This is a genomic window from Nocardia sp. NPDC050793, assembly GCF_040654065.1.
In the GTDB taxonomy this organism is placed as follows: Bacteria; Actinomycetota; Actinomycetes; order Mycobacteriales; family Mycobacteriaceae; genus Nocardia.
This window is the reverse complement of record NZ_JBFAHG010000003.1, coordinates 762,532-776,985: the sequence shown is the minus strand read 5'-3', so window position 1 is coordinate 776,985 and position 14,454 is coordinate 762,532. Positions and strand designations below refer to the sequence as shown.

15 protein-coding genes and 1 pseudogene are annotated in these 14,454 nt (G+C 66.3%); 9 read left to right on the top strand and 7 right to left on the bottom strand.

What is annotated here, in order from left to right; genetic code table 11:
• Positions 1 to 377: 377 nt before the first annotated feature.
• Positions 378 to 868: pseudogene (locus tag AB0H50_RS14140) on the top strand (integrase core domain-containing protein); the annotation flags it as partial.
• On the opposite strand, the gene AB0H50_RS14135 reads toward AB0H50_RS14140, so the two are convergent.
• Together AB0H50_RS14135 and AB0H50_RS14130 are read right to left on the bottom strand one after the other, a co-directional pair.
• The gene (locus AB0H50_RS14135; protein WP_357451294.1) at positions 865 to 1,521 is read right to left on the bottom strand and encodes a response regulator transcription factor; all 657 of its coding nucleotides are present in this window, start codon (positions 1,519 to 1,521) and stop codon (positions 865 to 867) included. The pseudogene AB0H50_RS14140 and the gene AB0H50_RS14135 sit on opposite strands and share 4 nt — an antisense overlap.
• On the bottom strand, positions 1,518 to 2,657 hold the full coding sequence (locus AB0H50_RS14130; protein ID WP_357451291.1) for a sensor histidine kinase: 1,140 nt from the start codon (positions 2,655 to 2,657) through the stop codon (positions 1,518 to 1,520). Before AB0H50_RS14130 ends, AB0H50_RS14135 begins: the two co-directional genes overlap by 4 nt.
• Before the next feature lie 162 nt (positions 2,658 to 2,819).
• On the opposite strand from AB0H50_RS14130, the gene AB0H50_RS14125 reads away from it, so the two are divergent.
• A complete protein-coding gene (locus AB0H50_RS14125) occupies positions 2,820 to 3,311 on the top strand; it encodes a DUF6326 family protein (RefSeq protein WP_357451288.1) in 492 nt (163 codons plus the stop codon).
• A gap of 140 nt (positions 3,312 to 3,451) precedes the next feature.
• Positions 3,452 to 3,667 (top strand): hypothetical protein, encoded by a 216-nt coding sequence (locus AB0H50_RS14120; protein WP_357451286.1) that lies wholly within the window; start codon positions 3,452 to 3,454, stop codon positions 3,665 to 3,667.
• Here the strand turns inward: AB0H50_RS14120 and AB0H50_RS14115 are convergent.
• On the bottom strand, positions 3,664 to 4,401 hold the full coding sequence (locus AB0H50_RS14115; protein WP_357451283.1) for an SDR family oxidoreductase: 738 nt from the start codon (positions 4,399 to 4,401) through the stop codon (positions 3,664 to 3,666). The genes AB0H50_RS14120 and AB0H50_RS14115 overlap by 4 nt on opposite strands.
• An 84-nt stretch (positions 4,402 to 4,485) precedes the next feature.
• On the opposite strand from AB0H50_RS14115, the gene AB0H50_RS14110 reads away from it, so the two are divergent.
• Positions 4,486 to 5,085 carry a TetR/AcrR family transcriptional regulator gene (locus tag AB0H50_RS14110; RefSeq protein WP_357451280.1) on the top strand — a complete coding sequence of 200 codons (600 nt, stop codon included), beginning with the start codon at positions 4,486 to 4,488 and terminating at the stop codon, positions 5,083 to 5,085.
• A gap of 362 nt (positions 5,086 to 5,447) precedes the next feature.
• Here the strand turns inward: AB0H50_RS14110 and AB0H50_RS14105 are convergent, their stop codons facing one another.
• Positions 5,448 to 6,443: a YafY family protein gene (locus AB0H50_RS14105; protein ID WP_357451277.1), complete on the bottom strand. Its 996-nt coding sequence runs from the start codon at positions 6,441 to 6,443 to the stop codon at positions 5,448 to 5,450.
• A gap of 103 nt (positions 6,444 to 6,546) precedes the next feature.
• Between AB0H50_RS14105 and AB0H50_RS14100 the strand changes: the two genes are divergently transcribed.
• From AB0H50_RS14100 to AB0H50_RS14090, 3 genes are all read left to right on the top strand, one after another.
• Complete coding sequence (locus tag AB0H50_RS14100) at positions 6,547 to 6,945, top strand: VOC family protein (protein ID WP_357400931.1); 399 nt, start codon at positions 6,547 to 6,549, stop codon at positions 6,943 to 6,945.
• Positions 6,946 to 7,509: 564 nt separating this feature from the next.
• Positions 7,510 to 7,896 carry a MerR family transcriptional regulator gene (locus AB0H50_RS14095; protein ID WP_357451274.1) on the top strand — a complete coding sequence of 129 codons (387 nt, stop codon included), beginning with the start codon at positions 7,510 to 7,512 and terminating at the stop codon, positions 7,894 to 7,896.
• A 104-nt stretch (positions 7,897 to 8,000) separates the two neighbouring features.
• Positions 8,001 to 8,924: an NADP-dependent oxidoreductase gene (locus AB0H50_RS14090; protein WP_357451271.1), complete on the top strand. Its 924-nt coding sequence runs from the start codon at positions 8,001 to 8,003 to the stop codon at positions 8,922 to 8,924.
• 192 nt (positions 8,925 to 9,116) lie between these two features.
• Here AB0H50_RS14090 and AB0H50_RS14085 read toward each other — a convergent pair whose 3' ends face one another.
• Positions 9,117 to 9,956 carry a LysR family transcriptional regulator gene (locus tag AB0H50_RS14085; protein ID WP_357451268.1) on the bottom strand — a complete coding sequence of 280 codons (840 nt, stop codon included), beginning with the start codon at positions 9,954 to 9,956 and terminating at the stop codon, positions 9,117 to 9,119.
• 105 nt (positions 9,957 to 10,061) lie between these two features.
• Here AB0H50_RS14085 and AB0H50_RS14080 point away from each other — a divergent pair, with 105 nt between their 5' ends.
• Both AB0H50_RS14080 and AB0H50_RS14075 read left to right on the top strand, forming a co-directional pair.
• Positions 10,062 to 10,799 (top strand): SDR family oxidoreductase, encoded by a 738-nt coding sequence (locus AB0H50_RS14080; RefSeq protein ID WP_357451265.1) that lies wholly within the window; start codon positions 10,062 to 10,064, stop codon positions 10,797 to 10,799.
• 73 nt (positions 10,800 to 10,872) lie between these two features.
• Positions 10,873 to 11,796 (top strand): NADP-dependent oxidoreductase, encoded by a 924-nt coding sequence (locus tag AB0H50_RS14075; protein ID WP_357451263.1) that lies wholly within the window; start codon positions 10,873 to 10,875, stop codon positions 11,794 to 11,796.
• A gap of 157 nt (positions 11,797 to 11,953) precedes the next feature.
• Here AB0H50_RS14075 and AB0H50_RS14070 read toward each other — a convergent pair whose 3' ends face one another.
• Together AB0H50_RS14070 and AB0H50_RS14065 are read right to left on the bottom strand one after the other, a co-directional pair.
• The gene (locus AB0H50_RS14070; protein WP_357451260.1) at positions 11,954 to 12,976 is read right to left on the bottom strand and encodes a hypothetical protein; all 1,023 of its coding nucleotides are present in this window, start codon (positions 12,974 to 12,976) and stop codon (positions 11,954 to 11,956) included.
• Between the two features lie 363 nt (positions 12,977 to 13,339).
• Positions 13,340 to 14,011: a hypothetical protein gene (locus tag AB0H50_RS14065; RefSeq protein WP_357451257.1), complete on the bottom strand. Its 672-nt coding sequence runs from the start codon at positions 14,009 to 14,011 to the stop codon at positions 13,340 to 13,342.
• Between the last annotated feature and the right edge of the window lie 443 nt (positions 14,012 to 14,454).

Here is a 14,454-nt window from a genome sequence, read left to right as displayed (position 1 = left end):
GATCCATCAGGATTCGTGCTCTCGCCACCCCGAATCACGGGGCTGCGGTAGGGAGAGGCGACATCGTCGTCTCCCTCCCGCAAGCGGGCATTTGAGGAGTGCGTAACCGACATGTCATCCCGGCCAGCGCGACGACTTACACACTCCGCATTTTGCCGCCGCGCCATCGGGATGGCAAAGAAGCAGGGCCACAAGATCAAACGAGCGGGCCGGGCTTTGCACCGCGCATCAGTTGCTGCCGCAGTTGATTCCTCGTGCGGCCAGCCAGGACTGGGGGTCGATCGCGTTGCTGCCGCCGGGATGCACTTCGAAACGCCGGTGACGGCGGGTGGAGTTGCGACTGGTGCCAACAGTGCCGATCTGTTGGCCATCCGGTGCCGTCCGCGACAAGCCCGAACATGGTGTGGGCCATCGACTTCCAGTTCGACTCCACCACCGACGGTCGGCCGGTCAAGATCCTGTCGGTGGTTGACGAGCACACCCGTGAATGTCTCGGCGGCTGGTCGAGCGCTCCATCACCGGCGAAGTGCTCGCCACCGAACTGAACCGGATCACGGCCACTCTTGGTGGTGGCCCGGCGGTGCTGCGGTTGGACAACGGTCCGGAGATGATCGCTGCTGCGCTGACCGACTGGGCTGGCACGAAGACCGGGATGCTGTTCGTCCCACCCGGGGAGCCGTGGCGCAACCCCTTCATCGAGTCCTTCAACGGTCGCCTGCGCGACGAATGCCTCGACATCCACCTGTTGTCCCTGACCCAAGCCAAGGTCACCATCAGCGACTGGAAGGAGGAGTACAACCACGACCGGCCGCACTCATCGCTGGGCTACCGAACCCCACGGGCCTACGCTGCGATCTGTACCCACTAATCGGCTCTCACGCGTCTGGTGTCGTATGCCCACATCGCGATCTCGACGCGGTTGCGGGCGCCGAGCTTGGTCATCAACGATGCGACGTGGGTCTTGACCGTGCTCAGGCCGACGAAGAGCTCGGTGGCGATCTCGGCGTTGGTCCGGCCCCGTGCCACCAGCGCGAGCACCTCCTTCTCGCGCTCGGTGAGCGGGTCGATGGGCTGGACCGGTACCACCGGCGCCTGGCCGGCGAAGGTCGCCAGCAGACGGCGGGTGACGTTGGGGGCGATCAGCGCGTCCCCGTTGGCCGCCGCGTGGATAGCCTGCACGAGGAGCTCCGGCCCGGCGTCCTTGAGCAGGAAGCCGCGGGCGCCGGCGCGTAGGGCGCCGAGGACGTACTCATCGAGGTCGAAGGTGGTGATCACGACGACCGCCATCGGGTCCGTCACGTCTGGCCCGGCCAGGCGCCGCGTCACCTCGACGCCGTTGAGCCCAGGCATCCGGATGTCGACGAGGAGGACATCGGGACGCAGCCGGGTCGCCAGGTCGAGCGCTGCGAGCCCGTCTGCTGCCTCCCCCACGACCTCGAGGTCGGGTTGCGCGCCGAGGATCATCACCAGCCCGGTCCGGACCAAGTCCTGGTCGTCGGCTACGACAACACGGATGCTCATGCCAGCGCCTCCACCGGCAGCACGGCCTCGACCACCCAGCCACCCTCGGGCCCCGGCCCCGCGGAGAGCGATCCGCCAAGGAGCTGGGCGCGTTCGGCCATGCCCAGCAGGCCGAACCCAGGCTCCGGGGCCGGCCCCGGCTCGGTCTGTCCATCGTCGCTGACACGCAGCCTGACGGCGTCGCCCTCCCGGCGTACGTCGATCCCGACGCGGGTCGCGCTCCGGGCGTGCCGTACGGCGTTGGTCAGCGACTCCTGCGCGAGCCGGTAGAGCGCGGCATCCACGGGTCGTGCCAGCCGGGTCAACGAACCGTCCAGCGAGACCTCGACGGTGGGCGTCGCGTCGGCGCGCGCCAGAGCAGGCAGGTCCGCGACACCCAGCTGCGGTGAGTAGGCGACGGCTTCCTCCTCACGCAGCACCCGCACCATGGATCTCATCTCCGCCAGGGTTCGCGACGCTTCGGACTCGATCGCGGCCAGGATCTCGGCAGCCTTCTCAGGCTCGACGCCGGCAACCACGCCACCGGCCTGCGCCTGCACCGCGATGGCCGAGACGTGGTGGGCCACGGTGTCGTGCAGCTCGCGAGCCAGCCTCACCCGCTCCTGATTGCGGATCTCGCGCTGTTGGCGATGCCAGAGGTCCGCGCGATAGCGGAACACCGCCGCGAGGGCGACGAACAACAGCAAGAGGACGCTCCCGCCGAAAACGTCGGCCCAGCCCGCGGAGGAGACGTACATCCCCAGCGCGACGACGACCGTCACGAACGCCGTCCCCAAGACCATCTCCCGGCCCGAGCCCCACCGCACCAGGGAGTAGAGCAGGATCAGGACGGCCATCGTGGAGTAGAGGCCGAGGTCCCCGGCGTGCGCAGTCAGCTGGAGGACCGAGAGCAGCCCGGCGACGCCCCACCCGACCAGGGCGGCCATCAGGGGGCGACCCCGCCGCCAGAGCAGGGCAGGCAGCAGCGCCAGGGCGAGCACCGTCACAAGGGGTCGCCAGGCCAAGCCCGGCCGAGCGATGCCCTCGACCAAGGCGGCGGCCGCGAACACGCCCACCAGCAGCCAGTCGAGCCGACCGATGGGTGGGGCGTCAGCAGGCCGCGGCTCATGCCAGATGGAGCGCCGGACAGTGACCACGGCTCCAGCCTAGGGGTCGGCGCGCCTCGGCGTACCCGCCGAAAGAACGAGAGAGAGACCATGCCATCGGCCAGGCGAACCCCAGCCTCCGGGCCGAGGCGCCCGCCGCCGGGCTCAGCGATCGTAGACCTACCGATCCTCACCACAACAACGGAGCCCATGATGAGAACAGGTCAACCCACCACCGCCACACTGGAAGACCAGCCGATCCCGGTGAGAGCCAAGCTCGCCGCAACCTGGACAAGCTTCATGTTCCTATACGCCTACGTGGACATTCTCAACTTCTTCACGCCCGGCGTCATCGAAGATATCCTCGACGGCAAGGTCTTCGAGTTCGACCTCTCCCAGACCTTTTCGACCACGGCGCTGACCCTCATGGCCATCCCGATCCTCATGGTCGTGCTGTCGATGACGCTGCCCGCCCGGGCGAACCGCATCACGAACCTCATCGTGGCCTCGCTCTACGTCCCCGTCACGGCATTCAACGCGGTGGGCGAGTCCTGGCTGTACTTCTACGGCCTCGGCATCGTACTGGAATTGATCCTGCTCGCCCTCATCGTGCGGTACGCCTGGACCTGGCCCCGCACCGCACCGTCGGCGACCATGGCGACCAGCCCGGACCGTGAAACCGTTCGCGCCCAACAGCAAGCGTGAACCCAAGAGCAGTCCCCGTCCTGTTCGGAGCCATCTGCCTCGGTGCCGCGGTGTGGGCCTCCTGGCGGTGGGACACCAACTACCACTGGGACGTCGCGTAGGGGCCTTCCAAGGCCCCTACCGGCAGGTCAGGTCATCGGATGCGCACACAGGCTTACCGCATCGTCGACACCGACCTCAAGCGCGGCAACGTCGTCGTCCGCGTCACTGGCACCCGCCACGACGAGCCGAGGTATCAGGTCCGCCAGTCCCTACCGAACACCCAGGAGGTCCCCGGTCATGATCACCACACCGCGGCCGGTAGTGCGCCTGATCGCTTCGAGGGAACCGGATGCGCACCACCGGCCGTCGTTTAGGCCCGGGTGTAGCCGCCGTCGGCGAAGAGTTCGGCGCCGGTGACGAACGACGAGGTGTCCGAGGCCAGGAAGAGGGCCGCCTCGGCGATCTCCTCGGCATCGGCCAGCCGCCCCAGGGGCACGACTGCCTCGGCGAACTGATCGACGTCCGGCCCCGCGGCGCCCAGCAGGCCGGGGGTCCGCGTGGGCCCCGGGCTGAGCACGTTGACCCGGAACTGACGCTCCCGCGACTGCCGAGCCCAGTTGTGCACGAGGTTGCTCACCGCCGCCTTCGAGGCGCTGTAGACCTCGAGGTGCTCGTTGGGGCGCACGCTGTTGCTCGAACCGATGACCACGACGGAGGCGCCCTTTGCCAGCAGCGGGAGCGCCTTTTGGACGGTGAACAGGGGGCCCTTGACGTTGACGGCGAGCGTCAGGTCGACGTTCGCCTCGGTGTGGGCGCCGAGCGCCGCGTCCGCGACGACTCCCGCGTTGGCCACCAGCACGTCGATGCACCCGGCCTCCTCGCGAACTTGCGCGTAGAGCGCGTCGAGGTCGGCCAGGACCGAGACGTCGGACCGTACGCCGGTTGCCGCCGGGCCCATCTCCTTCACCGCCGCTTCGAGGCGGTCAGCATCCCGGCCTGTCACGAAGACCCGTGCGCCCTCCTGGATGAAGCGGTGGGCGATGGCCAGCCCGATCCCGCTGGTCCCTCCGGTGACCACGGCTACCTTCTCCTGCAGTACGCCTGGCATGGACAACCCTTTCAGTTATGGAATGGATCGTCCAGAATATAGCCAGTAATGGACGAACGAGTCAAGAATCAGTACGCTGACACCATGCCGAGACCACGCGCATTCGACGAACGCCAAGTCCTGGAGCGGGCACGGGAGCAGTTCTGGGCGACCGGCTTCGCAGGGACACGGATGGACGACATCGCCCAGGCGACCGGCCTGGGCAAGGGCAGCCTGTACGGCGCCTTCGGCGACAAGGGCAAGCTGTTCCACCGTGTGTTCGGCGACTGGTGCACCGCAGTCGTCGAGGTGGCGGAAGGGCGGCTGGCAGGTGGCCCGGACGCAGAGGCCTTGGCCCGGCTGTCGGGATACGTGCACCTAATGGCGGAGAACACCGCTTCCGACACCGAGCGCCGCGGGTGCCTGTTGGCCAAGGGCGCGGCGGAACTGGCCCAGCACGATCCGACGGTCGCCGGGCGGTCGGCCGAGACCATGACGGCGCTGCTGATCCTGCTGCGGACGGAGATCAGCGCCGCCCAGCGCCACGGCGCCATCGACAGCGCCGCGGATCCGGAGCGGTTGGCGGCACTGCTGCTAACGGTGGTCCGCGGTATCGAGGCGGTAGGCAAGGCCGGCCTGGACCCGGAGACGCTGCGGAACATTGCAGACACCGCACTGGCGGTCCTGCCCATGCCCGAGGCGTAGAAACGCCTCGCAACCGGGCACAGTCCGGCCCGCGAGAACTAACTCGGTGCCATCACGGTCACGTGATCCGCCGGACAGTGCCTAGTCTAGGCCGTGTCTCAGTAGTGGTTTGTGTCGCAAGGCGCTGGGAAGCGGCGTCCGGCCAAGGTAGCAACTGTACGTGGATATAGCGGTAGATACCCAACATCAGTCGTGAGCTTGCGGCCATACTCGCCGGATCCAAACGCGTCGTCACCGGCTGGCTGAACACACTCTCTTTTCAAAGAGCGCCAGTGGCCGGGTTTCCGAAGAGCGCTGACACCCGGAGCAGCCCGCGCGATCAGCGGCATTACCGTGCGTTCGCGCCATGTGGCGGTGTGGGTCTACCTGTGGGTTTGGAATCGGCCGTTGGCGGCCGCGGTAAGTCGGCGAGCCAGGGCGCGTACGGCGTCATTGAGTACGTCGGGGTGTTCGATTACGAATGGACGGTTCAGGCCGGCGAGGACGGGGGGAATCCAGTCGAGTTGTTCGGCCCGGATTCGGACCCGGACCCACGGGCGGGTGTCAGGGGGCGGCGAGTCAATCTCGTGCATGGTCGCGATCGTCTCGGGGAGCAGCGGGCGGACCTGGGTGAGCGTGCCCTGAACTCGGATCGATACCTCGTGCCGATAGGGCGCCGTGGCAAGTGCGGACAGCAGATGAGCGGCTGGCTCGAATCCTGTGGGCGGAGCGAATGTTCCGGGCAGTGTGATCACTGTCGTGATGCGGTCCAGCCGGAACTGGCGTAGTTCGTCGCTGTTGCTGTCCTTCCCTGTCAGGTACCACCGGCCGGAGTGGTCGACGAGCCCATAGGGGTGCACGGTCCGCTCGCTGGGTCGCCCGTTTCGGTCGGTGTAACCGATCGCGACCGGTCGGTGCTCGCGTGTGGCCTCGGCGATCCGGAGGAGGACGGCGGTCTCGACAGCGACTTCCGGGTGCGTGTCGGCTGTGAATTCGACGGTGTTGATCAGTGCGTCGAGCCGGGCCGTCAGACGTGGGGGCAGGACGCGGCGAAGTTTGGCCGTCACGCTGTCGGCTGCGCGGGCAGAAGCTGTCGACCGGTCTGCGCCGCGGCTGGTGAGGAGCCCGAGTAACACGGCCACCGCCTCGTCGTCGGTCAGCATCAGCGGCGGCATCCGGTAGCTGGGGGCGAGCCGGTACCCACCATAGCGGCCTCGCACCGATCGGACCGGGATGTCCAGGTCGGTGAGATGGGTGACGTATCGCCTGACGGTGCGTTCATCGACGCCGAGCCGTCCGGCGAGTTCGCCGACGGTATGCGTACCGCCGGTCTGCAGCAGCTCGAGCAAGGCCAGCACTCGGGCGGTGGGGCGCGTCATCGGGAAATTCTCGCATCTATACCGGGCGGAAACTGTCCGGTATCGACTCTAACGTGGCATGCGGCGGCGGAACCTCCGCCTCATCCGACAGCAGGAGCACACAATGAAGCTCGTCTCGATCCGTCTGATCACCGACGACATCCAACGGCTGGTCAGCTTCTATCAGCACGTGACCGGCGTCGAAGCAATCTGGGCTACACCGGATTTCGCCGAAATCGCCACACCCGCCGGTGCACTCGCGATCGGAAGCGCCCGTACCGTGGCGCTGTTCGCGGCGGGCAGCGCCCGCCCAGCCGACAATCACACCGCGATCATCGAATTCCTGGTCCCCGACGTCGATGCCGATTACCGGCGGTTGCGGGATACGGTCGAGGATTTCGTCAACGAGCCCACGACGATGCCGTGGGGGAACCGGTCGTTGCTGTTTCGCGATCCCGACGGCAACCTGATCAACCTCTTCACCCCGGTCACCGTGCAGGCCGTCGCAAAATTCGCCGGTTGACATCGCTCATCGGCATTTCAGGATGCTTGCCGACTTGGTGGTAGCGATGTGGTCGAAGACCGATCTGGAGACATCCGTCCGCGCCTGTCCCGGGTCCGCGGACCGGCGGCAGCGGTTCCACCACTGCCTAACCGATCCATCAGGATTCGTGCTCTCGCCACCCCGAATCACGGGGCTGCTGTAGGGAGAGGCGACATCGTCGTCTCCCTCCCGCAAGCGGGCATTTGAGGAGTGCGTAACCAACATGTCACCCCGGCGAGCGGGGCCGACTCTGCACTCCCATGGCCCGGAGCAGCCCGCGCGATCAGCGGCATGAGAGCGCACTCGCGTTGACCAAAGTCAGCAGGACAGGGTCTGGAGCCAAATGGAGATCGCGGCCAACGGCGCCAGGACAGCTTCAGCACCTCTCGGGCCCTGGCGACATCATCGGCGTTACGCCGCCCACGCCGACGGCCATCGCGGCCACAACGACTTTGTGGCCGAACGCCACCGCCGATCCGCGCCCGCGTCGCCACCGTCGTCGATGGTCGGAGCATCGAGCATGTGAGGCGTAGTCTCCCAGGGATGCGGATCGGCGAGCTGTCCAAGCGCACGGGCGTGAGTCCGCGCTCACTGCGGTACTACGAAGACCAGGGTTTGCTGACCAGCGCACGCTCCGACGCCGGGCAGCGTCACTACTCCGATGCCGAGGTCCAGCGTGTGTCGCTCATCCGACAACTGTTCGACGCGGGTATGTCCAGCCGGGTGATCGCGACGGTGCTGCCGTGTGTGGAGACCCCCAGCGACCCAGGCGTCGTCGAGCTCGCGTTCGCGACGATGACGCGCGAGCGCGACAGGATCGATGCCGTTATCGCGCACCTGATCGAGACTCGAAACGCGCTTGACGTGCTGATCAAGGCCAACAGTCAACACCGGGCGGACCTGGCTGCCGCCTCGGAATCGTCGATCTGATGTTGTGACCTGCGCCTCAGTCGGTTGCCCCTTACATCGGTGTAAGCGGTGAGGATGCCTAGAGGGCCCGGAACCACCGGGTCGATCACAGGAGGCAGCGAAAAATGGGGCAGGCGTGGGGTTTCGGCAGGTATGGCGGACCCGAAGTGCAGGAGTTCTTCGATCGTCCCGATCCCGACCCTCGCGGCGGCGAGGTGCTGATCCGGGTCGACGTCGCAGGCGTGAATCCCCTCGACCACATGCTGCGCTCGGGTCTGGTCTCCGGACTCGACGGCGGGCGTCCGTTTCCCCGCGTGTTGGGCATGGAGGCAGCGGGAATCGTTCTCGCCCTTGGCGAGGACGTCGACGGACTCGAGGTGGGCGACGCGGTCTTCGGTCTCGCGCTCACTGGCGGCGGCACCTACGCCGAGACGACGGTGCTGTCCGCAGCGAACACCGCGCGCATCCCGGAGGGTCTGTCCGCGACCGTGGCGGCGACCCTGCCAGTGGCCGGGACGACCGCGGTCGATGTACTCGACCAGCTCGATCTCCCGGCCGGTGCCATGGTCTTGGTCAACGGGGTCGGGGGCGGGGTCGGCCTCGCAGTCGCCCGGCTGGCCGTCGGACGCGCGGTGCGGGTGATCGGCACCGGGAGTAATGCCAAGCGCGAGCACGCCGAGGCCCTCGGGGTACGGTTCATCGATTACGCCGCCGGGGACGTCGCCGCCGCGGCACGCGAGCTGGTCCCTGGCGGCTTCGACGGGATCGTCGACCTGGTCGGAGGTACCTCCCTGCGGACGGTCGCTCCGCTGGCCCGCGATCCCCGCAACGTCATCGCGGTGGGTGATTCGTCCGTACCCGATCTCGGTGGGCGTTTCGTCGAGCGACGCCTCGACCGCGAAAACCTGGCGCGGTCTGCCCGGCTGGCCCTCGACGGAATCCTCGCACCCATGATCACCTCGGTCCATCCGCTCTCCGACGCCCCGGCCGCCCTCGCCACCGTCGAGAACGGTCACAGTTCAGGCAAGGTCGTCATCAAGGTGGCATGAGAAGAGTCTGCGGACCGACTTCGAGAGCGGGCCGCACTCTGCCTCCGAACAGGCGATATTCGGCATGCGCGGATTCGTGCTCTCGCCGCGCCGATCACGGGGCTGCGGTAGGGAGAGGTGACATCGTCGTCTCCTCGAGTGCCAGACAGGCTGTCCGACCGCGCGATAGGCGGCATGTGCGGATGTTATCGGCTAGAGGTGTATCGCCGTACGGACAAGGTCGGCGACGGCTTTGGATCTGCTGTGTGGTGGCCAGGCGATGACGGTCGTGACGGCCGGTGCGTCCGGCACGGGCACGATGGCGTGATCGTCGCGTAGCTGGGCTCGGAGCGACTCGGGCATGAGCGCGCAGGCCCGTCCGAGCGTGATCAGCTGGGTCAACTGGGTATGGTCGCGAACCTGCGGGCCGGGCCCGTCGGGATAACTCCCATCCCGTCGAGGCCAGCGTGGCAGGGGCAGGTCCGTCAGGGCGTTGACCTCGGCCATCGACATGTGGGGTCGGCTGGCGAGGGGATGCCCCGCGGGCAGGACCACGACCTGCTGTTCGGTGTGCAGGTCCTCGGTGTCCAATCCGGCCGTCGTGTCGTAGGGCCGGTGGAGCAGAGCAACGTCGGCACGCCCGTTGCGTAGCAGGCTTTCCGGTTCGCCGGGCCCGCAGAGCATCACCTCGACTGCGACAGCGGAGGGGTCGGCGGCGTAGGCGTCCAGCAGCTTCGACAACAGTTCTCTGGACGCTCCTGCCTTGGTGGCCAGCACCACACCGGGCCGGTCGGCAGCGGCGCGCCGGGTGCGGCGCTCGGCGGCTTCGACCGCTTCGAGGGCGAGCCGGGCCTCCTGCAGAAGCACCGACCCGGCCTCGGTCAAAGTGATTGCGCGAGCGGTGCGGTGCAGCAGGACGACTCCGAGCCGCCGTTCGAGCTGCTGGATGGCTCGCGATAGTGGTGGTTGCGCGATCGTGAGCCGTTGTGCCGCCCGCCCGAAGTGCAACTCCTCGGCGACGGCGACGAAGTATCGCATCTCCCGCGTCTCCACCAGGTCATGGTATCCGGCGATGACCACGACCAATACCCGTGCGGTATCGCCGCCCACCCGATCGGTCTTGGACGCTGCACCCGGAATCGCAGCAGGATCGGCGGTGTGAGTGAACAGACGATTGCGCTGGTGACCGGCGCGAACAAGGGAATCGGATACGAGATCGCCGCTGGCCTTGGCGCGCTCGGCTGGCGAATCGGTGTGGGTGCGCGTGATCGGCAACGCCGCGACACCGCGGTGGAGAAGCTGCGCGCCGCTGGGACCGATGCGTTCGGTGTGCCGCTCGACGTGACCGACGATACGAGTGTGACCGAGGCGGCCGATTTTATCGCCGACCACGCCGGAGGTCTGGACGTCCTGGTCAATAACGCGGCAATCGTCGGCGATCATCCACAGACACCCACCACGGTAGATCCCGCGACCCTGCGGACCGTCGTGGAAACCAATGTGATCGGTGTCCTTCGCGTTACCAACGCGATGTTGCCGATGCTGCGCGATTCCGCATCTCCGCGCATCGTAAACATGTCCAGTAGCGTCGGTTCTCTCACCCTGCAAACGACGCCCGGTCTGCCCGGTACCGAGATCGGTTCTTTTGCCATCACCGCATACATGGCATCGAAGACGTTTCTCAACGCCGTCACGATCCAATACGTCAAAGAGCTCAGCGACACCAATATCTTGATCAACAGCGGTTGCCCGGGTTTCACCGCCACCGACCTCAACGGTTTTCGCGGCGTCCGTACACCGCAACAGGGTGCGGCCATCGCGATTCGCCTCGCGACCCTGCCCGACGACGGCCCGACCGGAGGATTCTTCGACGATGCGGGAACGGTGCCCTGGTGACGGGCGCACCGGTGGCCACCATTCCCGTTCTCGAAGTCAGCCGCGCATCGCGCGTCGGAGGAGAAGCACGACAATGACAAAGGCAGTCAGATACGACGAGTTCGGCGGAATCGAGGTCTTGCGGGTCGATGAGATCGACCGCCCTGTGCCCGGGGACGAGCAGGTCCTCGTGCGGGTCGAAGCGGCAGGCATCAACCCCGGTGAGGCAGCCATCCGAACCGGCGCGATGGCTGACATCTTTCCCTCGACCTTTCCGTCCGGGCAGGGCAGCGATCTCGCCGGGGTTGTCGCGGAGGTCGGCGTCGGAGTCGACCGATTCTCGATCGGCGACGAGGTGATCGGGTTCTCCGAGAAGCGGGCCGCCCAGGCCGAGTTGGTCCTGGTCGACGTCGACAACCTCACACCCAAACCACGCAACGTCTCATGGGAGGTGGCGGGCGGCCTGTACGTCGCCGGCGTGACGGCATGGGGGGCAGTACATTCCGTGCAACTCGACAAGGGGGAGACCGTTGTCGTCTCCGCCGCAGCAGGAGGAGTCGGCTCGCTCGCTGTTCAGCTCGCGCGCCGTGCCGGAGCCACGGTCATCGGCCTGGCGAGCCAGCACAACCACGAGTGGCTGCAAAGCCACGGCGTGATCCCAGTCGTGTACGGTGACGGCGTCATCGACCGGCTCGAGGCCGCCGCACCGGGCGGCATCGATGCCTTCATCGACACCCACGGCGGCGGGTACGTCGAACTGGCCCTTGCTCTTGGCGTCGCGGTCGAGCGGATCGACACCATCGCCGATTTCGCAGCAGCCGCGAAGTACGGAGTCATGACCGAACCCGGAACCAACGCCAGGCCGGGCGCCGAGGTACTCGCCGAACTGGCCGCCCTGATAGCCGAGGGACACCTCGAAGTCCCGATCGCCAACGTCTACCCGTTGACAGACGTCCGCCAGGCCTACACCGAACTCGAACGCCGACACACCCACGGCAAAATCGTGCTCGAGCCCTAACCCGCACCAACACAATGCAGCCCGCTCCCAGCGGCACTGCTCCACTACACGATAAATCCCGACAACACGGCCCGGTCGGCCACCACCCTAGGGATTGCTACAACCCCGGACGACACATCCGATATTCGGCTACTCGAGACTGGTGGGTGGGCTTGCACTAGCAGCGTTCATACTGACTCGCGTAGGCCTTCGACTCCGGTGAAACATCGCGCCAGGACGGCTGGCAACCGCCGATGAAGACCGCGAAAGCGGGGCCGTTGCGTGTCTCGATTGTGTAATCGACCACGGCACCGGGCTGGGCCAAGTAGGGAAGATGCCGTTCGGCGAGTTGTGTTGCCTGCGCAGCGGTGAGTTGCTTTCCGACAGGAGGGTGTATCGCGACGTCCAGGGTGCGGCCTGCTTTGCCGGGCGGGTCGTATACGGATATCTCGACGAAGAATGGGGTGGGTTGATCGGTCAGGAACCACTCCCAGAGCTCGAGTTCGCTATTGGACGGGAAGCGGGGTCGGCCGGGAGGGAAGGGGGGCCAGTCCGTGTTGAGCCACCCGGGTTCCAGTCTCGAGCGATTCTTGAACCCGCTCTCCACAGGAACGGTGGACACCGTCCAATGGTTGGGCGCCAGTTCGGGAAAGTCCTGGATGATTCGGCGCATCGCCGCGGTGGCACGGTGGGGTTCCGCCTCGGAGCCCGCTCCGACGCCGATGGCGTTGCTCATCTGGTCTACGTCGAAGCCGCGTGACGACCAGTGCACCTGTGTGCCGGGGGCCGAGACTCTCGCCCAGGTGTGTGCCGAGTTCGCTTCCCTGCTCACGTCCCGACCGAACGCCCAACGCGCAGAATAGGAGTCCGTCATCCGGTCGAGATTGACATCGGTGTAGTCGCCTTGGTAGCGCGGCGGAAGCTGCTGGGCGCCCATGGCACGCACCACGGACGCGGCCTCGTCCGGCGTGGCGCCATCCTCGAGCTGCACATCGAGCCGGGATGCGTACGTGCGGGACTTGCCCTCGTAATCGAACCAATGTGACGCATCGACCACCCCGGGAAGAGCCTGGATGGCCGTCTCGATCACCCGCGACCAGCTGTCACGCTCGGCCTGGTCGGGCCCTTGTGCCGGTAAAGAACATCCAGTCACCAGGACTGCCACCATCATCGATATCACGGTGGGGACGGTGAAGCGCATAGCGTTCATCCTGCCAGCAGCCGACGTGTGCCAGGTGGCTGAGGAAGGAAGTCTCGAATGTCCTTGTGCGGCGGTTCTGGCCCAAGAGCTCTAGGTGCGCGAAGCCTTCGGCTCTGCTGCAATCGGCACGTGAGTACGTCTGCGTCGCAGCGCGATACGGCGAAAAATCCCGTTGCGTCAACGGTATCACCGGTCACCGGCCACGGATCAACCCGCCCGCCAATTCGGGCAGTTACGGCATCAACCTTTCTGGACGCGGCACTATACCTGCAACCCTGATCACGCGCATGGCCGTACGAGTCCAGTGATCCTGCGCCCATGCCGGAATCGGGAGCAGGATCACCGACCCGAATCACCGAACGGCTAGATTCCCTTCAGACCCGGCCACGCTGGTTGTGCGGTGATGGGCATCGGCCCTTCCTCGATCCCACTGTTGCCGTGCTTCACTGTCTGGTCCCCTCGGAAGAGCCACCAGTGGCCAGATTTGCCGCTTTGAGTTGCGGCATCCACACCATCCTCGAACACCGTCCCCCTGAGTCCGGGCCATGCTTCGGCCGCTGTGATCAACATCGGCCCTTTCTCGAGCCCGTTCATGCCGTGCTTCACTGTCTGGTCCCTCTTGAAGAACCACCAGTGGCCGTCGCTGCCACTCTCGGTGGCGGCGTCCACACCAACCTCGAAAATCGTACCCGCGAGGCCGGGCCATGCCGGTGCTGCCGTGAGGGGCATCGGCCCTTCTTCGATCCCGTTCATGCCGTGCTTCACTGTCTGGTCGCCTTTGAAGAACCACCAGTGGCCACCGTTACCGCTTTGCACCGCGGCATCGATACCGTTTTCAAAGATTGTGTCCTTGAGCCCAGGCCATGCTTCTTCTGCTGTGATGAGCATCGGCCCCTTCTCGACCCCGCTGTTGCCGTACTTGACCGTCCATTTTCCTCTGAACAACCACCAGTGCCCGTCATAGCCGCTTTGCGCCACGGCGTCGACACCGTACTCGAACCCGATCTTCTCCAGTACCGCTCCCTTTTGGGCCATCTATCGCTCACTCCCTTTCCATGAAAACGGATCCGATGAGGGCATTCGACGATGCCCATATTTCTCGTTGCCATCGCAGCAGCTTCAGCTGGATGACGTCCTCGTTCGCAGAATGGCTGTTCCGAACCACCCCTTACCCCCGCATCCTGTCCTGCAGGGGATTCCGAGAACGCTCGGCCATTGATTCGGGGCGCGCAGAGATCGCACTCGGTGAGGCGGTTACGGCGGCAATTTCGGTACCGGCCTCGCAGGAGGGCCGAGGCCGAGCGCTGTGGATCCTATGAGGCCCGGCAAGCGGCCCTAGCTCATTGTCGTGGATGCGCCGCTCTATCACTCCCAGTTGCTCTAAATGTGATCGTGAGAGGCGCGGTCGGGCAGGATCGCATCGGCCCAGCAGACTCCCGGCACGAGCTACGAGCCGGTTGGACGGCGCAGAAAGCCCG